20 protein-coding genes are annotated in these 25232 nt (G+C 40.8%); 7 read left to right on the forward strand and 13 right to left on the reverse strand.

The window, feature by feature from the left end:
- Together OSCI_RS03635 and OSCI_RS03640 are read right to left on the reverse strand one after the other, a co-directional pair.
- Positions 1-261: type II toxin-antitoxin system VapC family toxin (locus tag OSCI_RS03635; protein WP_039961702.1), on the reverse strand; the 261-nt coding region annotated here is incomplete at its 3' end.
- On the reverse strand, positions 258-560 hold the full coding sequence (locus tag OSCI_RS03640; RefSeq protein ID WP_007353501.1) for a hypothetical protein: 303 nt from the start codon (positions 558-560) through the stop codon (positions 258-260). The genes OSCI_RS03635 and OSCI_RS03640, both read right to left, overlap by 4 nt.
- A 414-nt stretch (positions 561-974) precedes the next feature.
- On the opposite strand from OSCI_RS03640, the gene OSCI_RS03645 reads away from it, so the two are divergent.
- Positions 975-1304, forward strand: coding sequence for a hypothetical protein (locus tag OSCI_RS03645; RefSeq protein ID WP_007353503.1), 330 nt, complete (start codon positions 975-977; stop codon positions 1302-1304).
- Between the two features lie 31 nt (positions 1305-1335).
- On the opposite strand, the gene OSCI_RS03650 is transcribed toward OSCI_RS03645, so the two are convergent.
- Positions 1336-3306 carry a TerD family protein gene (locus OSCI_RS03650; protein WP_007353504.1) on the reverse strand — a complete coding sequence of 657 codons (1971 nt, stop codon included), beginning with the start codon at positions 3304-3306 and terminating at the stop codon, positions 1336-1338.
- Between the two features lie 199 nt (positions 3307-3505).
- Between OSCI_RS03650 and OSCI_RS03655 the strand changes: the two genes are divergently transcribed.
- The 3 genes from OSCI_RS03655 (at position 3506) to OSCI_RS03665 (ending at position 11981) form a co-directional block, all read left to right on the forward strand.
- Positions 3506-7186, forward strand: a complete 3681-nt coding sequence (locus OSCI_RS03655) for an NACHT domain-containing protein (RefSeq protein WP_007353505.1) — start codon at positions 3506-3508, stop codon at positions 7184-7186.
- A 516-nt stretch (positions 7187-7702) separates the two neighbouring features.
- A complete protein-coding gene (locus tag OSCI_RS03660) occupies positions 7703-11125 on the forward strand; it encodes a response regulator (protein ID WP_007353506.1) in 3423 nt (1140 codons plus the stop codon).
- A 172-nt stretch (positions 11126-11297) separates the two neighbouring features.
- The gene (locus tag OSCI_RS03665) at positions 11298-11981 is read left to right on the forward strand and encodes a Uma2 family endonuclease (RefSeq protein WP_007353507.1); all 684 of its coding nucleotides are present in this window, start codon (positions 11298-11300) and stop codon (positions 11979-11981) included.
- A 70-nt stretch (positions 11982-12051) separates the two neighbouring features.
- On the opposite strand, the gene OSCI_RS03670 is transcribed toward OSCI_RS03665, so the two are convergent.
- From OSCI_RS03670 to OSCI_RS29550, 4 genes are all read right to left on the reverse strand, one after another.
- Positions 12052-12375, reverse strand: coding sequence for a S1 RNA-binding domain-containing protein (locus OSCI_RS03670; protein WP_007353508.1), 324 nt, complete (start codon positions 12373-12375; stop codon positions 12052-12054).
- 4 nt (positions 12376-12379) lie between these two features.
- Positions 12380-13972 carry a hypothetical protein gene (locus tag OSCI_RS03675; RefSeq protein ID WP_007353509.1) on the reverse strand — a complete coding sequence of 531 codons (1593 nt, stop codon included), beginning with the start codon at positions 13970-13972 and terminating at the stop codon, positions 12380-12382.
- A 158-nt stretch (positions 13973-14130) separates the two neighbouring features.
- Positions 14131-14988, reverse strand: a complete 858-nt coding sequence (locus OSCI_RS03680; RefSeq protein ID WP_007353510.1) for an oxidoreductase — start codon at positions 14986-14988, stop codon at positions 14131-14133.
- Between the two features lie 108 nt (positions 14989-15096).
- The gene (locus tag OSCI_RS29550; protein WP_007353511.1) at positions 15097-15234 is read right to left on the reverse strand and encodes a hypothetical protein; all 138 of its coding nucleotides are present in this window, start codon (positions 15232-15234) and stop codon (positions 15097-15099) included.
- A gap of 46 nt (positions 15235-15280) precedes the next feature.
- On the opposite strand from OSCI_RS29550, the gene OSCI_RS03685 reads away from it, so the two are divergent.
- Positions 15281-15868, forward strand: a complete 588-nt coding sequence (locus OSCI_RS03685; protein ID WP_007353513.1) for a Panacea domain-containing protein — start codon at positions 15281-15283, stop codon at positions 15866-15868.
- Positions 15840-16217, forward strand: a complete 378-nt coding sequence (locus OSCI_RS03690; protein ID WP_007353514.1) for a hypothetical protein — start codon at positions 15840-15842, stop codon at positions 16215-16217. The genes OSCI_RS03685 and OSCI_RS03690 overlap by 29 nt, the downstream gene beginning before the upstream one ends.
- Positions 16218-16367: 150 nt before the next feature.
- Here the strand turns inward: OSCI_RS03690 and OSCI_RS03695 are convergent, their stop codons facing one another.
- The 3 genes from OSCI_RS03695 to OSCI_RS03705 are packed head-to-tail and all read right to left on the reverse strand — an operon-like array spanning position 16368 to position 18642.
- The gene (locus OSCI_RS03695) at positions 16368-18041 is read right to left on the reverse strand and encodes an ATP-dependent nuclease (protein ID WP_007353515.1); all 1674 of its coding nucleotides are present in this window, start codon (positions 18039-18041) and stop codon (positions 16368-16370) included.
- 35 nt (positions 18042-18076) lie between these two features.
- Positions 18077-18334: a type II toxin-antitoxin system Phd/YefM family antitoxin gene (locus OSCI_RS03700; protein ID WP_007353516.1), complete on the reverse strand. Its 258-nt coding sequence runs from the start codon at positions 18332-18334 to the stop codon at positions 18077-18079.
- Positions 18331-18642 (reverse strand): type II toxin-antitoxin system RelE family toxin, encoded by a 312-nt coding sequence (locus OSCI_RS03705; RefSeq protein ID WP_007353517.1) that lies wholly within the window; start codon positions 18640-18642, stop codon positions 18331-18333. The genes OSCI_RS03700 and OSCI_RS03705 overlap by 4 nt, the downstream gene beginning before the upstream one ends.
- Before the next feature lie 378 nt (positions 18643-19020).
- Between OSCI_RS03705 and OSCI_RS03710 the strand changes: the two genes are divergently transcribed.
- Positions 19021-21261, forward strand: coding sequence for a Tex family protein (locus OSCI_RS03710; RefSeq protein ID WP_007353518.1), 2241 nt, complete (start codon positions 19021-19023; stop codon positions 21259-21261).
- 388 nt (positions 21262-21649) lie between these two features.
- Here OSCI_RS03710 and OSCI_RS03715 read toward each other — a convergent pair whose 3' ends face one another.
- The 3 genes from OSCI_RS03715 to OSCI_RS03725 are packed head-to-tail and all read right to left on the reverse strand — an operon-like array spanning position 21650 to position 25196.
- Positions 21650-23683: a response regulator gene (locus tag OSCI_RS03715; RefSeq protein WP_007353520.1), complete on the reverse strand. Its 2034-nt coding sequence runs from the start codon at positions 23681-23683 to the stop codon at positions 21650-21652.
- A gap of 6 nt (positions 23684-23689) precedes the next feature.
- Entirely contained in the window at positions 23690-24397 is a 708-nt protein-coding gene (locus OSCI_RS03720; RefSeq protein WP_007353521.1) for a chemotaxis protein CheB, read from the reverse strand.
- On the reverse strand, positions 24369-25196 hold the full coding sequence (locus OSCI_RS03725) for a CheR family methyltransferase (protein WP_007353522.1): 828 nt from the start codon (positions 25194-25196) through the stop codon (positions 24369-24371). Before OSCI_RS03725 ends, OSCI_RS03720 begins: the two co-directional genes overlap by 29 nt.
- Between the last annotated feature and the right edge of the window lie 36 nt (positions 25197-25232).

Consider the following 25232-nt stretch of genomic DNA (forward strand, 5'->3'; position numbering starts at 1 on the left):
ATTTAAAGCCAGTGAAATAACAGCTCGATCGACTGTAGCGACTTGGCAGAAGGTGGCTAACTGCCTTAAAAAAGCAAGTGTAGAATCGCGACCTTTACCTCTACGAATAATGTAGTAAAGATCGCTAAAAGTCGATCCTGAAATATAACCTTCAACTTGCCCTTGCTCAACGAACGATAAGACGCGATCGCTATCAGGAAAGAAAGGCTTTCGCTCAAGAGCAACATCGACTATAACATTGGTGTCTAACAAAATTTTCACAGGTTATGTTTCTCCTTCAAATATTCCCATTTTGCTTGTTTGTCTGGATCGTCGAAATCTTGTGTTTCAGGTGTGGTGTCTTCATCAAATAAACCCTGAAATGCCTTGACTTGGCTTTCAAACTTCCTCTTAGGTGTCTCTGGTTGTAATTCTTCGGTTACTGAAACTGTAGAACTGGCAACTTTATCAACTGTTTGCAAGAGGATAATTTCAACATCGCCTGGGGGCATATTAACAGGTTCGGCAACTATTAAATTACCTGCGGAATCGATAGTTCCTTTGAGTTTGTATGCTTGCATGATATTTGCCTATAACTCTATTTCTATTTTATATGGCACTTACGTATCCGTAACGCTGCCCTCTGGGGGGTATTTTTACCGCCTAGAGGGGCGAGTTACGTAAAAGTCTAAAGGTATAGAAGTGTTTATTTATACTTAACCTACTTAGTTTCTGCGATCGCTCTCTTGTCTTCTGCGACAATTCAGGGTGCGAAGGGGATTTTGAGCCTGAAATCCATCATTTTACCTACCTCCGTAACGCCAAACTTCACGCGGAGAGGGGATTTTTAAAGATTGAGTGAAATTTGCCCAAGACTATTTACACCCGTACTTTGGCGAGTAATGATTGAGGAAGTAGGGGGTGTCAGCCAGAGGGGGTTATACCCTTCGCTATAAGTAAAAGTTTGATGGCGCGACTCCCTGTGAGGAGGATTTATGAATAAAACAACTAATTTACTGACGAAATTTACTACCTCTGCACTGATATTAAGTCTTTTAGTTGCTGTGGCTGCTCCCAAAGCGTCTGCTGGCGATAAATTACCGCAGCAAAAGAGTGAAATCAAACTCGCCTCGCGCGATCGCGCCGCCTCTGAAACTTCAAAGCAATTTTTGCTCCCTCCTGTGGCGATAGTAGTTCGCGAAGTATTAGAAGAGGGAGAGTTACAATTTACTGAACTTTTAACTCTGAATGGTTTAGCCTTGGCCGCTAGCGGATTAGTGGGAATTCGCCGTTTTCGGCAAGGGAAAAAAGTAAATGGTCTTTAAGCTTTAGTGTTTAAAAAAGCTTAAATTGAGCTTATCTTCTACTTCTTCTACTCCTGCGAGGTCTGCTACTGGTGCTATCAGAATTAGAGGGAAATGTTTGCTGTTTTCTCGTCTCATTTTTAATGTTAGTATCGGGGTTAGAGGAGTTAAAGGTAGAATTTCTGCGGATGATAACTGGAATATTTACACGCACACCGCAGCGCCGACCTAATGAGTCTATATTAGTTGAATAATTACATTTTACTAGCTCTGGGCTTGGTGAGGCTGGCTCTTCAAACTTGTCGATCAGGGTTTGGGCTAGTTCGTAATTCTTTGTATCTCCCTGCTTAGAAAAAAGCTCTGCTGCTTGGCGGAAGTCTTGCAAACCTTGCGGTTTAGAGCCTATTTGATAGCGAATAGCGCCTCGTTCTAGGTAGGCTAGGGCATAGTTAGGGTTAAGGCGAATGGTTTGTTCATAATCTGCGTTCGCCTTTTGTTTAATTCCCATTTCATAGTAGGCTTGACCCCTGCTAAAGTAGGCATCTGCAAAGTTAGCATTAAATTTTAGTGCCTGGTTATAGTATTGAATTGCCTGATAGTTATCACCTAGTTTTGAATGAGAAATTCCTAAGCCGAGATAAGCTTGGGGTAAGTTCTGGTTGAGGCTAACTGCTTGGTTAAAATCTGCGATCGCGCCTCGATAATCGGCTTTTTCCAGCTTCAGAGAACCTTGATTGCTGAAAATAACAGCTTTTTGGGCTGTAGCGAATCTTTGACTAATAACAGTCTGATTCGCAAGGTAATTAGAGAGCTTTTGTTGAGCTGGAATATAAACAGATGCGTCTGTTGGAATCGCCTGTAAAAGCGCGATCGCTTGCTGCAATTTACTTTGCGAACCCTGCCAAACTTCCGCCGCATGAGGTGGATTTTTTACGGCAATAGCAGCTTCTAATGCTAATTTTTGAGCAGTTTCTAGACTTTGAACAGCTTTGATATTTTGCTCAACTGACACCAAACTGGGACGGAGGTTTGCTAAATCTGATTGAGCTTGATGATAGGCAAAACCAGGTAAGTTAGGGATTTTATCTAAATTTGCTACTGATTTTATGAGGCTTTCGCGTACAGTTGTTAGTAAATTTATATCTGTTGAAGTTCTAAATTTTTCTTGGTCAGCTATCAGTATCTTGGCTTGATTCAGACTTACTTCTTGTGATTTGATTAACGCAATCGCGCCTGCACTTACGCCCATAATTAAAACACTTAATCCTGCTAATAAACTTAGGGGGATTTTGCGATTTCTAGTAGGAACTTGATTATTAGTTTTGGGTGTTTTGCGTCTTTTTTTCTTACGCGGTTTTTTCGGTTCTGATTCTACACTTGAGTCGTTAATAACAGACTGAGAATTATCTAATGATGGGCTAGTTAACGATGCGCTAGCAGTAGATTGTATATTCTCGATATGATATTTATCAACAAAGCTTTGTAATCCAGCATTATATCCTTGTCCTACAGCCTGAAACTTCCATTCTCCTTTGTTTCTATACAAACGGCCAAACTCTACAGCCGTCTCTTGGGAAAAACTTTCTGCTAGATCGTAGCGGGTAATTTCGCTACCATTATCCAAGTTACAAATTCTGATAAAAGCATTTTTAACTAGGCTAAAGTTGGCATCTTTTTCTGGATTTTCTTCAATAGTACCAACAAATATTATTTCCTGAATATCAGAATTAATTTTTTCCAGCATCACACCATAAATCGCCTTATTTCCTGTCTTTTCTTGTTGTTCTTTCTTAGGTGATGATTGCAGGATAGCGCCATCAAAGGATTGTAGATTATTGTAGAATACAAAATATTGTTCGTGAGGAATTTTGCCATCTGCTCCTAACATAAACGCAGAGGCATCTATCTCATAACTTTGATCGGAGTGAGTTGACTCCCAACCGAGGGCGATCGCAACTTTCTTTAAATCGGGAGCTTGTTTAGAAAGGTTAAACCTTGCACCCTTAGTTAATTCGACTACCATCTGCGATCGCCCTATAAATATAAATATTTTATTGCAGAATATTATAATAGGTAGTAGATATCCCGCTTCTGAATTTTAACAAATCTTAAAAATCAGTCTAAGCGTGCATTCGCGTTGTGAAGACATAAATTCCTCAGTTAAGTTATACTATCATTAGGTTTAATTTTTATACTTTTTACAGTCAGGGTAAAAATTTACTATGACTTTAGCTCGATCGCTCCTCAAATTGTCAATTGTAAGTGCTGTTGTATTGGGTAGTGCAGTTATTTCAGCCGGAACTTTGCCAGCGATACCAGTGGTGGGGGGAATCCTAATAACAGAAAGCATTATTGATAGTATTCTCAATTCCTTTGCAGGTGTGGCTGGCGGTATTGCTGCAAATACGGCTGATAATTTATTGCCATCCACAGAACCTCAATTTGTTTCCTTGACTAATAATGATTTGACAAAAGCAGCAGGAAAGGCGATTGCCTCTGTGATTGCTGTTTTTGCTAAAAATCATAATGATAAAGATACAAAGTCTAAACTGGATAGATTAGCCAAAATTGCGAAAGATCGCTGGTCAGAAATTGCCAATGAGCAAATTGAACAAAGACACTACCCAGAAGAACTAAAAGAAATTAAATTACAAGAATTTCTCACTCCTACTGGTGAAAGTTTTACTGCTGAAACGGCTCTGGATATTGACGCTTGGGAGAAGATTGTTAATTTATTAGATAAGAAAGATACAGAGAAAAAGCATTTTTTGGGGAATCAAGCAACTGTTAATCCAGTAACTAATAGTCGAGTTGCTCACGAACTATGTCAAAATTTCCCGAAGGCTTTACGGGAAGTTTTAAAAGAGGATTTTAAGAAAGATGGTAAGGCTTTTGCAGTTTTGACTATTCAATTGTTACAAGAAACTCGGAAAAATTTAGAGAAAACCAGTGAAGATGTAACTAAAGTTATCGCCCGCTTACAACAGTTAGAAACTCAATTAACTGGTAGTGATGAACACCAGCAACAGTTATTTACAGAACTAGCTGCTAAAATTGACTCTGGTTTTGCTGAATTTTGTCAACGATTCGGAGTGGTAGAAACTAATATTACTCAAATTTTACAAGGCTTAGATGAAATTAAAGAGCATATCGAAGATATTAAAGAGAATGTGGAAAAGATTAAGGCTAGACTTGACAAAATTCTCCACTCTCAACCAACATCTTTAACGGCTGAACAATGGCGCGATGTTTGTTTTATTATGTTTGCAGATCGCGAACATAAAACCACCACAAATTTTTTGTATGGAATCGCTGGCTTTACTCCCAACTTTGATGATATTTATGTACGTCTAGCTTTAGTAGAAAAGCAAGTTAAACCTAAATCCGAAGCTAATATTACTCCTGAAACTGGATCGGCGGCTTATCGGGAAAAACCCACCCAGGAAATAGAAACTCAAATCAGTGAAGATGAGTTTTTTCATCAAGTATTGGGAAATGGGAAAAGTCCGAAAAGTCAAGGGCGTAGAATTGCGATTATTGGGGAACCGGGGGCGGGTAAAACTACGCGGTTACAAAAAATTGCTAAGTGGATTTTTAAGGGAAATTTAGGTTTGCCGATTTGGATCGATTTGCGGAAGTTGGACGGTAAATCAATTCAGCAATATTTAAAAGAAACTTGGTTGCATGATGCGACGGGAATTGAGAGTCATTGGCAAGGTTTAATTGAACAATTTAACCAGCAGCGAGTTTGGTTATTATTAGATGGTTTAGATGAAATGACTGTGCTGGCTAATGCTCACGAGTTGCTGAAATTACAGGGATGGGTGAGTAAGGCACGGGTAATTGTCAGTTGTCGGACGAATGTTTGGGATGGCGCAAGTTTCGGAAATAGCGATTACGATCTGTTTCGGAATCAGGATTTTGCGCCGGAAGAAGTGCAGAAATTTATTAGGAATTGGTTTGATCGGGCGAAACACCCGCAGGTTGGAGAATTTTTGTTAGCAAAGTTGGCGCAACCGGAACATCAACGCCTTGCGGATTTGATTAGAAATCCTTTGCGGTTAACTCTGTTTTGTTTGAATGGTTTGGAATATCGGGACAAGGGCGGTTTACCGGAGACGCAAGCAGCACTTTATGAGGCTTTTGTTGAGCAGTTTTACAAGGCAAATAATGAGAAAACTCAATCGGATTTGTGGACAGATAAAAATCAGCAAAAGGAGTTAAATCAGGTGTTGGCTGAGTTGTCACTGTGGGCGATGACGCGGGAGATGACTGCGAGTAGTTCGCGTTTTTTAATTCGCCCTAGTGAGTTGTCGCCACAATTAAAGCAAAAGTTGGGGGGTGAAGATGTAAATAATTGGTTGGCCTGTCGGTTGGGTTGGTTGAATTTGGTCGGTGTCGATCCCCAAAATCAGCAGCTTTATGGGTTTTATCATGCTACTTTTCAGGAGTATTTTGCGGCTTTGGGGGTGAAAAATGGTTGGTGTTTCTTTGAGGGAAATCGCATTTTTGATCGGGAATGGAAACAGATAATTTTGCTGTGGTTGGGGCGTAAGGATGTTAGGGATGAGGAAAAAGAGGAGTTGATTCAGACGTTGATTGACTTTGAGGATGGGTGTAATGATTTTTATACGTTTCGTGCCTATTTTCTAGCAGCGGCGGGGATTAGTGAGTTTAATTCTGGTAAGTCTGAGGAGATTGTTAATCAAATTGTGCGATTGGTTTCTGGTTATTTTAATGAAGAAAACCAGGAATGGATGATATATCTTGCTCCTATTAAAGAAACTGCCACACAGGTATTAAAAGAGACTGATAGGGGAAAGGCGATCGCATCTTTAGTTAATCTGCTGGCAGCTACTGAGGATGAATTTACCCGTGGCCTAGCAGCGGAGAGCTTAGGTAAAATCGGTCCCGGCAACCAAGAGGCGATCGCATCTTTAGTTAATCTGCTGGCAACTGCTGAGGATGAATCTACCCGTTGGCGAGCAGCCGAGAGCTTGGGTGAAATCGACCCCGGCAACCAAGAGGCGATCAGATATTTTGTCAATCTGCGGGCAACCACTGAGGATGAATCTACCCGTTGGCGAGCAGCCGAGAGCTTGGGTAAAATCGACCCCGGCAACCAAGAGGCGATCGGATATTTTGTCAATCTGGGGGATAAAGATACCTGGCAAGCAGTCTATAACTTAGGTAAAATTGGCACGGGCAACCAGGCGATCGCGGCTTTAGTCAATTTGCTGGCAACTTCTAAGGATGAATCTACCCGTTGGCGTGCAGCCAACAGCTTGCTTAAAACCATCGAAACTAACGAACAATATGCCTATGTTGTCTCGCAATTGCAACCCTATCTCAGCGATGAAACTTGCCAAAACAACTTCGAGCTATTTGACAATTGTTACCGAATCCTCTGGCAATGCGCCCAAAATCTCCCCTATCACCAATTCTATCAACTCTGGAACCAGCAACCCCACCCGGCAACCCTACCCCTCACCCAAAGATTAAAAAACCATCCTCCCCTCAACCAATATCAATGGCTGTTAATTGATGGCAGTAAATTCATCGACAGAGACAACCCCGCCCTAGATATTTATGACCAAATGCTGGCGGCAAACTATCCAGAAAGCAGCCAAAAACTCCCGGAAACCATGCAGCTATTCGGATTCTACTGGAATCAATTGCAACGGAATCAAACCGCCCCGATTTTAATCTTTTATGAAGACCCCGCGCCGCCCTTACGCCAAGGTTTTAACCCAGTTTTTCTCACAGCATTCAGTCGGTTAGCGGGTAAAATTTGCATCATTAGTGATGAAGTAAATCTCTGTGTGAAAACCTTTGCACCGAGTCATCCGAATTTAGAAAAAGAGATTTGCCGATGGATAGAGGAAGTGGACGCGAATAATTAATAATCAATATCATACACAACTCAGACTTCGTGAGGGCGCTTAGCTGCGTGTTCTTCCAGACGGTGAGCCATAAAGCAGAGTGTTGACGCTTTCGATCCCCTACAACATAATAGATACCAGAAGGCAGAAGACAGCTATGCTGAAAGCAGAAATTAGAAGAAAAATTCAATCTTCATCATGGTTTCAGCAAATAAGAATGTCTTCATCACCTTAGCAGTTGCTATATCTACAGGAGAATGGCGCAGGCATATCTTACAGTCGCTAACATCCTGTCTGCTTTTAAAATACGGTGGATAGTCCGCCTTTCTCAACAGGGTAAGTTAAAAGTGCGTGCAGTAGTTATTCACTAGCCTCAATTGAGAGCTAAATGCTTCTATGTTATTAGAACAGCTTTCAATTAAGGATATACTGCTTTTAATTACAATTACAAATTAGCAATTTGAACGCAAAGTTCATAGATTTTAGTAACTTAACTTTCCGATCGATTAGCAATTACCAATTACCCTAGTCTACCTTATGCAACTGAAAACGGCTATAAAATCTGTCACCCGTCCCGTTTCTAAAGTTTCAGGTAAAATTCCCCTCCGCATCTTGCTTGTAGTCCCCTTTGTTCTACAAATCTTTGGAGCAGTAGGACTCGTAGGATATCTATCATTTCGCAACGGACAGAAAGCTGTTAACGATGTAGCTACGCAACTTCGCAGCGAAGTTACTGATAGAGTACAGCAACACCTCCAGAATTATCTCCGCCAACCAAATGTCATCAATCAAATTAATGCCGATGCTGCTAAGCGCGGAGAATTAACTTTTGATGATTTCCCGGCTGCACAGTATTTTCTCTGGCAAGAAATCCAGTTGTTTAATGCCATTAACTCCATTTATATTGGGAGTAAAGAGGGAGAATTTATCTATGTAAAAAACGAACAGAACGGCACATACACAGGTAAAGTCGTTGAGCAATCTCCAGAACGTCGAGCCTATAAACTCGATAGCCAAGGTAATATAGGTGAGTTGATCGTAGTTGATAAATATGACCCCAGAACTCGACCTTGGTACATCAAAACAATTCAAACCAAGCAACCTAATTGGAGTGAGATTTATAACTTTACTGGCGGCGAATTGGGCATCACAGCATCGAGGTTGTTATATGACAATACAGGCACTTTTCGCGGAGTAATGGGTGTTGATTTAATTCTCAGCTTAATTAGTGATTTCCTGAAAAGTATCAATATTAGTCCTCAAGGTCAAGTCTTCATTATTGAACGTTCAGGTTTATTAGTAGGCACTTCAACTCCTGAAAATCCCTTTATTATGAACGACCTGGACAAGAAGGCAAAACGCCTCAGTGCCATCGATAGTAAAGATCCCTTAACTCGCGCTACAGCTCAATATTTAACCAAACATTTTAGCAATCTCAGCCTGCTTGAAAAATCAGAACAACTCGATTTTTTAATTGATGGTCAGCGGCAATTCGTGCAAGTTGTACCTTACAAAGACATAATGCGATTAGATTGGCTGATTGTCGTTGTCGTTCCCGAATCTGACTTCATGGAACATATTAATGCTAACAATCGCACTACAATTTTACTATGTTTAACTGCATTGCTATTAGCTACCTTTATAGGAATTATTACCTCCCGCTGGATTATTCGACCGATTATGAAATTAAAAGATGCAGCAACAGCTCTTTCTCAAGGAGAATTTAATCAACAAGTTAACATAGAACGTTCCGATGAACTAGGTGTTTTGGCTAAGGCTTTTAACAGCATGGCAAGGCAGTTACAAGAGTCATTTACTAGCTTAGAAACTAAAAATGCTGAATTGCAACAACTAGATAAACTCAAAGATGAGTTTTTAGCAAATACATCTCACGAACTCCGCACCCCCCTTAATGGTATTATCGGTATTGCTGAATCTCTAATAGATGGAGCTACAGGTTCATTACCAGACAAGACTGTTTCTAATCTGGCATTAATTGTATCTAGTGGCAGAAGGCTTTCCAATCTAGTCAACGATATTCTAGATTTCTCTAAGCTTAGCCACAATAATATGGAACTAGAAATTAAACCGATTGGGATGCGAGAAATTAGTGAAGTAGTGCTGACTCTTTCTCAACCGCTAATCGGCAAAAAATCTTTGCAATTAATCAATGCAATTAGTCCTGAAGTGCCGCTAGTAGATGCTGATGAGAATCGGATGCAGCAAATTCTACATAACATCATTGGTAATGCCATAAAATTCACAGAAAAGGGGATTGTAGAAGTTTCAGCAGAGGTTGTCGATTCTTCATCTAAGCTATTACAAGAAGGCTACATAAAAATAGTTGAAAGTAATGATTCATCAACACAAAATCAACGATTAGCGATTACTGTTGCCGATACTGGGATTGGCATACCAGAAGATAAACTAGAGAGAATTTTTGAGGCTTTTGAGCAGGGTGACGGTTCCACCGCTAGAGAATACGGCGGTACAGGTTTAGGTTTAGCAGTGACGAAACAGCTAGTAGAATTGCACCAAGGGGAAATTTGGGTATCCTCTAAAGTTGGAGTTGGTTCTAAGTTTATTTTTACTTTGCCTATTTCCCAAAATCAGCTTCAACCTAACCAATATATATCACCGATTTCTGCAATCGATAAAACGCAAGATTCAAACATCGCTCCTCTGATTCATCCTGAAGTTAAAGACTCATCGGGTAGCGAATTGAAGATTCTTATAGTTGATGATGAACCCGTTAATATCCAAGTTTTAATTAACAATCTTTCCGTTTTGAAATATGAGGTGACACAAGCAACTAATGGTTTTGAAGCTTTAGAAATTATTGAGAATGGATTTAGACCAGATTTAATTTTATTAGATGTAATGATGCCGCGAATGAGCGGCTATGAAGTTTGTCAAATATTGCGTGAAAAGTTTCCGGCTATTGAGTTGCCAATTGTAATGTTAACCGCGAAAAATCAAGTCACAGATTTAGTGGAAGGTTTTAATTCGGGCGCTAATGATTATCTAAGTAAACCTTTTTCCAAAAATGAATTGTTAGCGAGAATTAAGACTCATATTCGTCTGGCTAAAATCAATGCTGCTTATGGTCGTTTTGTTCCCCATGAATTTCTAAATTTCTTGGGACAAGAAAGTATTGTTGATGTGAAATTAGGCGATCAAATCCAGAAAGAAATGACGGTGATGTTTTCAGATATTCGCTCATTTACCACGCTATCCGAGGGGATGTCGCCCGAAGAGAATTTTAGTTTTCTTAATGAATACTTGAGTCGAGTTAGCCCCGTAATTCGCGATCATAATGGCTTCATTGATAAGTATATTGGCGATGCAATTATGGCTTTATTTCCACAGTCAGCGAATGATGCTGTTGCTGGTGCAATTGCGATGCAAAAACAAGTAAATATTTACAATGAAGAACGCCAAAAAGAGGGTTATCTTCCTATTTCGATTGGGGTGGGTTTACATACGGGAAGTTTAATGTTAGGAACTATTGGCTCTCAAGAGCGGATGGAAAGTACAGTAATAGCCGATGCAGTCAATCTTGCTTCTCGTTTAGAAGGGTTAACCAAGCTTTATGGTGCGGGGATTTTAATCAGTCATAAAACGCTTTGCTGTCTCGATTATACGGAAGAACAAAAGTTTAGATTTTTGGATAGGGTGATGGTAAAGGGGAAAAAGGCGGCGGTAGCAATATTTGAAGTTTTCGATGGGGAGGGAGAGGAGCAAAATCGATTAAAAACTCAGACTCAGGCGCGTTTTGAAGTGGCAGTTTTTCTTTATTATCAGCAACAATTTGATGAAGCAAAGATAATTTTTCAGGAAGTTTTAGCGGTTAATCCTCAAGATAAGGCGGCGATGCTTTATATTAAACGCTGTGAGAAATATCAACAGTATGGAGTACCGGAAGGATGGGAAGGTATTGAGGAATTACAAGAAAAGTAATTGTTAGTTGTTAGTTGTTGGTTGTTAGTTGTTAGTTGTTAGTTGTTGGTTGTTAGTTGTTTTGTCATTGCGAGCGTAGCGAAGCAATCTCAAGACCTTGAGATTGCTTCGCTTCGCTCGCAATGACGTTATGTGTTAAAATTAGATTTAATTAAACATAGGGGATAGAAATATGCTCACCTCTAACCTAATGGCTCCTCCTGTAACTATTGCTCCCTTAGAAAATGGCGATCAACTTACTCGTTTTGAATTTGAGCGGCGTTATCAAGCAATGCCGCATCTCAAAAAAGCTGAATTAATTGAGGGAATTGTTTATATGGCATCGGCATTAAGAATTAGAAATCATGGGGAACCTCATGCTTATATTATGACTTGGCTGGGAGTTTATAAAGCCTCTACTCCCGGAGTACAGGTGGGGGACAATGCTACGGTGCGGTTGGATACTGATAATGAAGTACAACCGGATGCTTTATTAAGAATTGAACAGGGTGGAACTTCGCGGATTAGTGAGGATGATTATGTGGAAGGGGCACCAGAATTAATTGTAGAAATTGCAGCATCTACTGTTTCTATCGATCGGCATCAAAAGCTGAAAGTTTATCGTCGGAATGGAGTAAAAGAGTATGTGATTTGGCGAGTTGATGATGGTGAGTTGGATTGGTTTTATTTGCAAGATGGGGAGTATCGGCAACGAGAAGCTAATGCTGAGGGGATGATTTGCTCTCAAGTTTTTCCGGGTTTATGGTTAGATAAGGCTGCGTTGTTATCGGGGGATTTGGCGAAGGTTTTGGCGGAGTTACAAGGGGGATTAAGGAGTGAAGAATATCTGGCTTTTGTGGGAAGCTTGGGGAAGTAGGGGATAAAGGCGATCGCAGCGATCGAACAGAAAGAGGAGGATGCGCGATCGCGATTTGTTCTGCGACTGGTTAAGATTTTTCGATTATTGCTGGTATTTTGAGATGAACTAAGGCTTTTTGCAATACACTGGGCTTCACACTCAACCAGATTTGATTGCGATCGTCCTGAGTATAACCTATCACTACAGCTCCAATTGGTGAACCAATATCTGGATACATTTCTGGAGTCATATCTCCAGTGTCTACAAAATCGGTAATTTGAACAAGACCTTGCACTTTTTCGTCGCCAATGTTTACGAAAATGCCGAAGGGTGCATGATGCTCAACTTTACCATGAATTAGTTCACCTAAACGATACTTGGACTTGACCTGATTCCAAAACTGATCGCTCATTGCATTACCTCGTTTTTGGGACTCTGGGATCTTGGTTTAAGAAAGGAAACAAATCACTAAAGAATTTATCATACATACTATGTAAATATGGATTCCGACAATCATCTTTAGAGCATTTTCTAGAATAGTAATCTCTAAAATCCATCCTATCTCCCTCAGCATCAAGCCTTTTTTCTGCCAAAGCCTCAATAAAGTTTGTACTAACGATACCTAGAAAATACTCTAATTCTTCAACTGCAATAGTATGCCAATGGTATGTTTCCGAAATAGAGGGATATAGCTGTCTAATTTCATCTCTCAAAATTGAATTAAGGAAGTAAGAGCGGTCATAGGTAACTACTAGCCTCTCAGTTATTTTAATACCATTGAACCAATCGGGAACTGTGCATAAACCACTTTCGACATCATTTTCAAATTTCCACATCTGATCCACACCACCACCAATACTTAGTTTAAGATTCTGCTGAATATCTTGGAGATTACCCCATTTCTTAGCATTTAAGTAGAGTCCTGATTGCTTTACTTCTATTAAAACAGCGATACCATTTTGAATTACAAACCAGTCTGGTGTATCTTTAGAATTTTGTTTAGAACCATATCTCCACTCTTTCTGCACATTAGCTTCCCCAAATGTTTTCTTTAGAAGTAAGCCAACATATTCTTGAAAAACAGAGCCAAAAGCACCTCGAAATGGATTACTTTTACCACTTCTAAAATAGTCTGACTCTGACAATGAGAAATAAAGACCTCTAGTTACTCGCTCATAAATTAAAGTTGGTATTGGTGTTATATAAACCTGAGAAAATCCAGGTTTAACATTACGATCTGGAATAATTACAGGCTTAAGGTAAAGTGGATTAAAGCGAAACTTTTCATACTCATTAGCTGGTGGTAACTCTTTCCTCGATAGAGAGCGAAAGTCACTATAACTACATGAAATCCAATTAGCAAATGCTTGTTGTTTGTTAATACAAAAATATTTTTTCATGGAATTTGGATACTTATCTATTTCTTCATGTAAGCGGAAAAATCCGTTCTTTGCACTATCTGAAAAAACCAAGCTTAAAAATAATATTTCCTGCAAATTCAAACCACAAAAGCTTTGAATTGCATCAGCTATATCAATTTGATTGCTGCCTGCAACTGTATTCCATAAATCTCCATAAATAATTAGGGTTCTTGGCAAAAGGTGAGAGGCTTCACGATCATAGTCAAATTGAGCAGATCCAAATCTAATAAGACAACCTTGTGGATTTTCCCTATCCTCTTGAAATGGATCTGGAAGTCCAAAAAACATATCAATAACTGTTAATAAATCATTTATACTCATATCTTGGCTACGATAATCATTCGAGTTTTCAATTAATCGCATAGACAAGTAAGCAAGAACCCCGTTAGAAACAGGTACATTACTGATCGTATATAATCCTTCCTGGAATCTGATTTCATAGGATAACTTTCCAATGAGCCTAAGAGCATCACAGAGTTTAAATTTCCTTAAATATTGTCCTATCTCATCTGGAGAGTATCGCTTACGTCCTCTAGGGGTGTAAGTGATTATATTTTTCCCAGCAATAGTTCCTTCAAATTTAGTCATATTATTTTAGTCCCCAAGGTTTATATTGGTTTGTTATTTTATTTCAATATCTCAGCTTGTAACTGATGGATTGATGATGGAAGATCCGATCGCGCATCTTCCATCATTCAATCTATCTATCCTCTCCGGGCTGAAAAACACTCTTTATCGAACTGCTATTAGCCGCCAATCGCCACAAAATTAACATCCGAAAAAGCAGTATCCTCTCCAACTTCGCGCCATTTAGCCATTTCTGCATCCGTCTCGGCACGTTTCCGATCCCAAAGACCATAGGCATCTGCACCCAACATTAAACGTAATGGTGGATCGCTGCTTTCTACAACCTGAATCATCACTAATGCCGCTTTGTGAGGGTCGCCAAGTTGTTTGCCGTTGCTGCCATAGAGATACTGACGAATGGGCTCAATGACTGGCTGGTAATCGGGAATCGTGGTTTCTGGACGAATATTAGAGTCGCCAGCGAACTCTGTGCGAAAGGCCCCTGGCTCAACGATCGTGACGCGAATACCTAATGGCTTTATCTCATCATACAGCGCCTCTGAATAACCCTCAAGAGCGAATTTGGACGCACCATAAAGCGCAAATCCACCGACGTTGACGCGACCGCCGATACTGGAAATGTTGAGGATATGGCCGCTTTTTTGACTTCGCATCATAGGCAATACAGCCCGAATCATTTCTGCACAAGCGATAAAATTGACTTCCATTTGTTCGCGGAGTTGTGCAAGAGAAAACTCTTCGGCTGCACCGAGACTACCACGCCCTGCGTTATTGACTAAGACATCAATACGCCCGAAGCTTTCGATCGCAGTTTGAACTACTGCTTGGCGATCGCTCTCGTTTGTAACATCCATATGTACAGCTATTGCTGTGTCTGGATATTTTTCCACCAAATCAGAGATACTTTCAGTTTTTCTGGCTGTTAGAATGGCGCGATCGCCACGACTGAGAACCGCTTCTGCGATCGCGCGACCAAAGCCGCTACTGGTACCGGTAATAATGTAAACCTTGCTCACTTTCGTCTCCTCCATTGAGAGTTTGCTTCAGAGGGGATGCTCTAACAGGCTATCTGAGAAATTTGAAGTTTGTCGAGTTGGGAATTACCCGGATGAGGAGATTTTAGACTAAGGGGAGGCGATCGAGCGGGGATTGGGGTGGTTAGCGATCGAACAGAAAGAGATGGTGGTGCGATCGCGCTTGTGGGAAAGTTGGGTGAGATCGCCGGCTTCATCTATAAGAATTATTATGTTAAAAATTGACAAATTTGTTAAAATAAGAAAACGTCTATTTAAAGCTGCGAGTTAAGCTATGATTGACTGTCTCAATGTGGCTTGCTACTTCATTATTAGAGCTTATGAGGATGGTATAGAAGCTGAAATGACAAATATGAAGGTTCAAAAGCTTTTATATTATGCTCAGAGCTTACATTTGGCACTGTACAATGAACCATTGTTTGCTGAAGAAATCCAAGCATGGCGCTATGGGCCTGTTTGTCCTCCTGCTTATAGATTCTACAGTGATTTCGAGGCGAGACAATTGCCAATTCCTAGAAAAGAATCATTGTCGGATTTTCCGTCTGAGAAGAAAGAACTTTTAGAAGAAATTTGGGAATACTTCGGTGGCTACCATGCTTATCGACTAAGTGATATGACTCACGGTGAATTTCCTTGGAAGAGAGCTCGTAAAGGTCTACCACCTCAAGCAAGTTCGACGGAGCCAATTCTTCTTAATGATATGAAGGCATTAGGTTATCAAAAGCTCGATCTGATAGAGCGCGATCACCCTGCATACCAAGTAGCAATGTCTGAAATTGTTAAAAAAGCGTTTGCTTCGGAATCCTTACATCGTATTGGTAAAGGAGAAGTGCATGACTGGCTTAACTCCCTTCTCCATTGAAGCATCCGATAATTTTAATCGTTCTTTCAAAAAACTTGCCAAGGTTCATAGAGATAGTTTTGTTGCACTGATTACAAAAACTTTGGAAGATTTGATTGACGATCAATATCCTAACAATTCTCGTAATGAACCTTTACCGGGAAAAATTCAACTACCAGAAGGATGGACATTTCATAAGTTGGAACTCTTGGTTTCAAAAGGCGCTTCGGGGCAAATTAGACTGATGTATTTGGTAAACGCAACTAATTGTATAATCAGACTGGTTTGGATTTACAGCCATGAACAGTTTGTTAAACGCCCTGCTGATGACGATCTAAAAAGTGCGATCAGAGAGATTTTAGATTTTTAAGGGTATGTTCTAGTTGTCACGGTTGGCGATCGCGTCCTCAAACAGAAATAGGAGTGGCGCGATCGCAGTTGCGGGAAAGTTGGGTGATGAAGGTTTTGGGGAGTCGCCCAATTTTTCAGGCGGTGATGAGGGATAAGGTGGATATTTTCCTTATGACGGGATGCCTTTTCTATTTGGATTTGTAAACCATTTTTTGATTTCTCCCAAAAAAAGCCATACGTCATCATCGGATGGTTTCAAGTAATCTGGTGAGTCTGGATCTTCTCCCATTTTCTCAAAGATGTTAATTAGCCACTTTGGTGTATGTCCAGTTACACCAAGAAAAGAAAGCCATGATTCTAATTCGCCTTTGCGTACAGCAAACAGACCGTACTCATCAAGTTTATCAAACAAATTATTTACTGCTTCTTTGTCACTATCGGAAAGGATATCGACACCTCCGTTTTGTTTCATATCCTTACCTGTTGCATCAATTTTTTGTTTAACACAACTTCGCAATGCAGCGAGTGATTGATGCTCAAGTTCTGGCATAAAACCACCTTTGAGAAAGTTTGTCCACGGTTGACCACCTTCTTTCAAAATGTCTACATCAACAATGCCAACTGCCGGAATTCCCAGTTCCCTCAACGGCTTAATGATAACGTGGACGGTTTGTTTATTTTGGGCGTTTAGAAATAAGCAGTTAGGTATTCCTAATTCTGGCTTGTAACGAAGTAATCGTTCATTAATTTCTTGGTAAAAAGCACGATCTGCATCAGATTCAGTTACAATTACAAACTCGTAAAATAATCCTCCAAGCACACCCGTTGAACGTAATAAAGGATTTCGCATTAAGTGAAGTATGTCCGTATTAGACAAAATCCTGGCTGTAGCGACTTCACTACGATACGTTAGCCTAACAATATTGACTGGTGCGCCTGAATGTATACATCCCATTACAAAGTCAGGACTATGAGTTGATACAAAAAGTCTTTTCTCTGACCCTAAGCTGGAAGAAGCAATCTCTTTTCCTAGTTTAAAGGATAAGGAAGGATGTAAGAATGCTTCGGGTTCATCAATTAGAACAATTGCAGGATCTCCCGCAATAATTTCTGTGATAATTCCAGTAAAGGCTTTTACTCCATCACTAGCCTGCTCAACTAGAAATGCTTCTGCTTGGAATCTTACTGCTTCATCATGAATTCCGCGCTCCTCCATATCTGTTGTAGGTGGACGTAAGGCAAGGCGAAGCCTAAGCTGTCCAAGAGAAGTGGGATCTATTACAAAATATGTACCAAAAGCATCGTGAATAACTCGTCTAACCTCTTTTCTCTTAGCATTATCGCAGAATAATACTTGGAAGCTAGTTTGAGGTTGGTGTTGAAGATCTCCAGCGTTTTGCTGTCCTATCAAATTGATTCGACTTCTACCATCTAAAATTAGTGTATTAGATGCGAGATACCACCTGCAAAAAAGTTGAGTTTGGCTATTTGTATTCTGCAATGCGTCTAGAAGAGCCTGCCTGGGGACTTGATTACGTTGGCCCTTTTTTCCAACAATTATGTGATCGTCGAGTAAATGTCCGTCACTAAGATTTGGCTCAAGAGTAACCTTTTTAATCTTCTCTTCAGCTATCTCAGTTGTAAATGTATCAAATTCAATGCTGTCTAGTATTACGTCCGTTGTATTCCGCTGTCCTGTAGAGCAATAGTAATTAATTTCAGCTAAAGCTTTACTTTTCCCAGAATTATTCGGACCTACAAATACAGTTACAGGTGTTGTAGCTATTTTTTCTGGAGCCGAACCGGAAACTCGACCAAATTTTAATTTGATAGTTTTTATCATGTTTTATAAAGTATGCAGAAAAATTATTTCCTTTATTATACTCCATATTTAGCTTTCATTTCCTCAATGCTAATCCCCTTTCCCTCTTTCAAACTTTGACGAGCTTGAGCAATCTCCACTTCAAAACGCGGCTCGCGCAACATCAATTCCTCCCACCAATCTTCTGCATCCTCAAACCCAATTAGAATTCCTACAGGTTGCCCATCACGGGTAATAATTACACTTTCCTTCTCGGCTATTTGCAAATAACCTGAAAGGTCATTTTTGACTTCATCCATAGAGACTTGCTTCATTCCTCTCTCCTGCCGAACTCGGCTAACCACATCATCGCCTCCGATTTCTCCCGAATTCGCAGGACTTCTACATTACCCTCTCCATCCTCAGTGTAGCTAACATCATAAAATACTCTTAGGTCATCAATCCGCAATCGATATTGAGGTCTTTGCATCTCTCGAAGACGCTTGATCCGACTCTTACTCGTCTTTTCTGGTTCGTATCTTAGGAATGTCTCGATCGCATCCAAGGCTTTAGCGCGATCGCTTGCTTTGAGGGCAACAATGTCTGCTTCAGCTTCAGGCGAAAAAATAATCTCGTATCTCACAATGACTCATTGATTCAATGGAATATGATTTTACACACTTTCAAATTTATCAATTGAGCCGAGCCTAATGCTGATTAACTTAATATCTATTGTTTACTCGCATTTGGCTAAACACACTCATTTTTACTAACCTACCGCATATTTTCTGTCTTGTCAATACTTCCTCAAAAAATTAGGATTTTGTAGTATCTATAGATTTGCGGTATAATCTCAATTTATTGCCCTAACTACCGCACATTAGCCCTTCGATCGCCATCGCCTTAATTAAGAAAAGCGATCGCTCCCCATCATAAATAGAATTTTATATCCAAATTTGGTATAATAAAAAACCTACCCCTTAACCTCATCCCATTATCGATTACTTCAACTTCAGAAAATATGTTCAATATTCCTCAACTGCTAGCACAAGAACTTTCCATCAATCCAGATCAAATTAATAGCGCTCTCGAACTTTTCGCCGAAGGAGCCACAATTCCCTTTATTGCTCGCTACCGCAAAGAACGGACGGGTTCTCTGGATGAAATTCAGTTGCGAGATATCTCCGAACGATTTACCTATCTTACCGAAATTGAAGACCGCAAAAAAACAATTTTAGATGCGATCGCATCTCAAGGTAAACTGACTGACGAATTAAAAGCTAAAATCGAAGCTTGCCTACAAAAAAACTTACTTGAAGACCTCTATCTTCCCTACAAAACTAAGCGGCGCACGCGAGCAACTATTGCTAGAGAAAAAGGATTAGAACCCCTAGCAGAATTTATCAAATCTCTTAACTTACCCCAGCCACAACCAGTATCCCTAGAAGCAGAAGCCACCAAATATATCTCCGAAGAGAAGGGTGTCAAAACCGCAGAAGAAGCTCTCAAAGGTGCTGCTGATATTTTAGCAGAAGAAGTCTCAGAAAAAGCAGAATTGCGGGCATATTTACGAGACTATTTGATGAAATCGGGTTCCTTTGTTTCGCGCATCAAAGATGAACATCCCGAAGGAAGCACTAAATTTGAAATGTACCGCAATTATCAAGTTGCTGTTAAAAACATTCAACCTCATAATATGCTAGCTTTATTCCGGGGTGAAACGGAAGGGATTTTAGACTTGGATCTTGCCTTCGATGAGTCTACTGTACTCTCCTATCTCGAATCTCAGGAAATTAAAACTAAGGTGAAAGCAGTCAGAGAATTTTATCAAGCGATGCTCAAAGATGCCTTCAATCGGTTGATGAAAACATCTCTAACTACGGAGGTACGTAGTAATAGGAAAGCTGACGCAGATTTGGAGTCAATTAAGACATTTGAAACCAATCTTCGGGAGTTATTACTATCGGCTCCCGCTGGGATGAAACCGACATTAGCTGTAGATCCGGGATTTCGGACTGGGTGTAAGGTTTCTGTACTATCAGAAACGGGTAAATTTTTAGAATATCAGACAATTTTCCCCCATCAAGCAGTTGCACAGCGTCAACAATCTGCTAATACTATTAAGCGGATGATTGAGACTTACAAAATTGAGTTAATCGCGATTGGTAATGGCACAGCTTCTCGCGAGACAGATGAGTTTATTGCTGAAGTTTTGGCAACCTTAGAAAGAAAGCCAATTAAAGTGATGGTGAATGAATCTGGTGCATCGATTTATTCAGCAAGTGATGTAGCGATCGCAGAATTTCCCGATCTCGATCTTACAGTCAGAGGAGCTATTAGTATTGGCCGCCGCTTGCAAGATCCGCTGGCGGAACTTGTTAAAATTGACCCCAAATCCATCGGTGTAGGACAATATCAGCATGATGTCGATCAAAAACTGCTCAAAAAGAAACTCGACGACACCGTAGAAAGCTGCGTTAATTATGTCGGTGTAGACTTAAATACAGCATCCAAAGAATTGCTGACCTTTGTATCGGGAATGACACCAACTGTTGCTAAAAATATAGTTAATTACCGCAATGAAAAGGGAGCCTTTAAAAATCGCCGTCAACTTCTGAAAGTACCGAAATTGGGGCCAAAAGCTTTTGAACAAGCTGCTGGTTTCCTACGCATTCGCGGTGGCGAAAATCCACTGGATAATACAGCAGTGCATCCAGAAAGTTACTTTGTCGTGGAAGCGATCGCTAAAGATTTGAGCGTGCCGTTAGCACAGATAACACAACTATCTGAAAAAGTCAAGTCTATTAACATAAAAAAATACGTCACCGAAACCATCGGCGAACCCACCCTCCGCGATATCATTAAGGAACTGGAAAAACCGGGAAGAGACCCGCGAGATGAGTTCAAATATGCCACTTTTAAAGAGGGAATTAAAGAAATTTCCGATTTGAATGTGGGCATGGAATTAGAAGGTATTGTTACCAATGTTGCTAACTTTGGTGCATTTGTTGATATCGGCGTGCATCAGGATGGTTTAGTGCATATTTCTCAACTCGCTGACAGATTTGTGGAAGACCCAAAACTGATTGTTAAGGTGGGACAAGTGGTAAAAGTGCGCGTGCTAGAAGTTAATGAGAAATTGAAGCGCATTAGTTTATCAATGAAGTTACAAGAGCAACAAAATAGCGATAGAAAAGCTACCAGCAAGCCTCAGCAATCACCTACTCTTAATGATTTGAAAGCTAAGTTTAATAGGAGGTAATACTAAATCAGGTTTGATATCTCCTTTATTATTCGGCGATTGAAATCGCTACTACACAAACGAAGTCCGCCTACGCGGACTAAAGAATAAAGAGAGTATTTAAGCCTGATTTGGTATAATACTAAATCAGGGTTAGTCATCCCCTTGATTAGTAATTTAGGATTTACGTATTACTTACGTAACACCGCCATCCTGGCGGTCAAATCACCGCCAAGATGGCGGCGTTACATATTTTTGTGTAAGTCCTGTAATTATCCATCTTATCCATCGTCATTGTTCGCTGTGCGAAGCAATCGCAGAGACTAGGCGATTGCTTCGCACGGCGAACAATGACAAAATTGTGTTAGTATGGCTAAGTCCTGAACAATTAACAATTAACAGTTAACAATTAACAATTAACAACTGGAGCTCGAAAAATTCCTGCCAGATTAGCAACTCCTGCTATTAACCGATCGGGCTCAATGGGTTTAGATAAGTGCATCTGGAAACCCGCTTGCAGTGCTCGTCGGCGCTCTTCAACTCTGGCGTAGGCAGTCAGTGCGATCGCAGGCATATTTCCTCCCCGCAGCGCTTCCATTTCTCTCACCCGCGCGATCAACTGATAGCCATCTGCTTCCGGCATTCCAATATCGCTTAACAGCAAGTCCGGCCAATAGTTCTCCAGTGCTGCTAGGGCCCCCGCCACCGATGCCGCCGATCGCACCTGAGCTCCGTGCTCCTCCAACACAGCAATCAAAAACTCGCGGCTGTCATCGTCATCATCCACCACCAGCAATTGCAAATTCGCCAGACTGGGGATAGCGATCGCATCTCCCACGCCTTGGAGTTGAGGCATTTCCTCCACTGCACCTCGATCGATCTGGCAAGTTGCGATCGGCAGAGAAACCGTAAATTTCGCCCCGATACCGCTGCTGTTGTTTTCAGCACCAACTGTACCGCCGTGCAGTTCCACCAAATGGCGGACGATCGCCAGTCCCAATCCCAAACCCCCGTAAGACCTAGTTGTAGTGCTATCAGCTTGGCGGAAGCGATCGAAAACATAAGGGAGAAACTCAGCAGAAATACCAATTCCCGTATCTATAATCTGAATTTCCGCATAGTCGCCAACTAATTCTAATCGCACCTCTACTTTGCCACCTTCGGGAGTAAACTTAATCGCATTTGATAGTAAATTCCAAACCACTTGCTGCAAGCGATCGCTATCGCCTATAACTTGACCAATATCCGAAATACAGACAAATTCTATTGCAATTGATTTCGTCTCAGCCAACGGCCGCAGAGCATCAATTGCCACCTCAATCACATACCCTAACGGAATCGGATGTAAATTTAAATTTAGCTTGCCCCGCAGAATCCGCGAAACATCTAGAATATCTTCGATCAGTTGCGCTTGAGATTTAGCATTGCGCTCAATTGTTTCTAGAGCTTTATCAATCGTTGCCTGGTCAAATTTTTTAGCCCGAAGTAACTTAGACCAGCCAAGAATTGCATTTAAAGGAGTGCGAAGTTCGTGAGAGAGAATAGCCAGAAACTCATCCTTCATCCGATTCGCTCTCTCAGCTTCGTGCCGCGCCACCTGCTCGCCGATTAACCTGCCTCGCTCTTCCTCTGCTTGCTTGCGGTCTGTGATATCGATAATTGTACCAACATGACCGATCGGTTTGCCCAAATCCGAAAACATGGGCGACGACTGCACATGAACCCAGCGCATACTTCCGTTGGCACTTAATCGAAACTCTTCGGAATATTCTTGACCTGTTTCCATCCATGCCAACCAATCTGCTACCACGCGATCGCGATCTTCGGGATGAACCGATCGCTGCCAAACATCTATCAAACCTTCCTCTAAATTTAACCCACAAATCCCTTTACAGCGCGGGTTAATATAAGTACAGCGACCTTCTACATCAGCGAGATAAATTCCCAGCGGCGAACAAGCACTCAACGTCCGAAACCGCTCTTCACTTTTACTCAGTTCAGTATTAACAGCAGCTAGCTCTGCGGCTTGGCGCTTAACCTCAACTGTTTTTTGAAATAATTCAACAAATACCGCCACTTTTGATGTCAATATTTCCGCTTCAATCGGTTTAAAAAGATAATCCACCGCACCCAAAGAATAACCTTTGAAAACCTGAGAGTCATTACTGGTAAATGCAGTGATAAAAATAATGGGAGTTAAGCGCGATCGATCTCTAGAGCGAATCAATGTTGCCGTCTCAAATCCATCCATTGCCGGCATCTGCACGTCGAGCAGAATTACCGCAAAATCCTCATTAAGCAGACATCTTAGAGCTTCCGCACCTGAATTTGCTTTTACTAAATTGTAAGAGGTACTGTTGAGAATAGCTTCCAGAGCCAGCAAGTTTTCTTCATGATCGTCAACTAAGAGTACATTTACTTTATCTTCATGCTGGATATTCATAGTTTTTTAATCTTTAATTGTTAGTAAATTGACCAAACAGGGAGCGATTTTTGATAGAGGTAAAATCCAGTCTACTTCAAAAGTTGCGATCGCCGCTGCTGGCATTACTCGGCATTCAGCCGAATCTGGTTCCTGTACAAATGTCAATCCTCCTTCAGCTTTAATTTTTGCCAGTCCTTGACTTCCATCGCAGCTTGCTCCTGTTAAAATTATGCCAATTGTTTTCTCACCAAAAGTATCAGCAGCAGACTCAAATAGGGCATCAATTGAAGGCCGCGCGTAAGAGATCGGAGCCTCAGTTGATAGTGCGAATGTAGGAGAGCCACGATTTTGAATTTTAGATAGTGGATTGTGAATAGCTTCTCTTGGATCGTTCGCGAATGTTATCAAATAGTTTTCCTGCAAGCTAAATTCACCGCCATCGGGGGATTCAATTAGCAAGTGATAATCAGCAGGAGCCAAATAAACTATTCCCGGTAAGATTGTCTCTTTGTCTTCCGCTTCTCTCACTCGGAGAGAGCTTTGCCGCTGTAAATAATCCAGCAGCATATTGTTAGAATTTTTGTGGCGGTGTTGCACGATAACTATCGGCAAGGGAAAGGTTGCTGGCAAATCAGCTAGCAGCACAGACAGAGCATTTAGCCCTCCCAAAGAAGTGCCAACCACAACTATTTCAAAATCGCTCTTATTTAACTCTCCGGTAAAGTTTTTCACTGCTTTCTATCGTCTCATAGTGTTTGTGGTAAGGGGTAAAATTGAGAGTCTCCTGATGTCCTAGTCCCAAAACTCCAAACATTCCCAGACTCTCATACAATAGCTTATGTACCCGTTGTTGGAGGGATGGATTGAAATAAATCAACACATTGCGGCAGAAAATCGCATTAAATTCATTAAAAGAACTATCCGTTGCGAGGTTATGGTGAGAAAAGATAATATTTTCTTTGAGCGAAGCCCGAAAAATTGCATTGTCATAGGCAGCAGTGTAATACTCTGAAAATGATTTTTTTCCACCCGCTTGCTGGTAAAGCTGAGTATATTCTTGCATTTGTTTCAGCGGAAATATTCCCGCCTTTGCTTTTTTTAACACTACTTCATTCATATCCGTAGCGTAAATTCTACAGCGATCGTAAAGTCCTTCTTCCTGTAGCAAGATTGCCATAGAATAGACTTCTTCCCCGGTTGAACATCCCGCGTGCCAGATGCGAATAAAAGGATAGGTACGTAGCAACGGCACAACTTTATTCCTGAAAGTAATGTAAAAGCTAGGATCGCGGAACATCGCCGTTACATTCACAGAAAGACCGAGGAGCAAGCGGTCTAGATATGCCGGATTGTGAAGTACCTTTTCCTGAAGTCCAGAGACGCTATTGAGGCTTTCCGAGCGAATAGTATTCCAAATTCGACGCTTGAGAGAAGCAAAAGCATAATTGCGAAAATCAAATCCGTAATAGCGAAACATTCCCTCTAGTAGGAGCTGAATTTCGATTGTTTCAAGTTCATGGCCGTTGTTCATTGGAAATTGTTAGTTGTTGGTTGTTAGTTGTTAGTT

It is taken from the genome of Kamptonema sp. PCC 6506, assembly GCF_000180455.1.
Classification (GTDB): Bacteria; Cyanobacteriota; Cyanobacteriia; order Cyanobacteriales; family Microcoleaceae; genus Kamptonema; species Kamptonema formosum.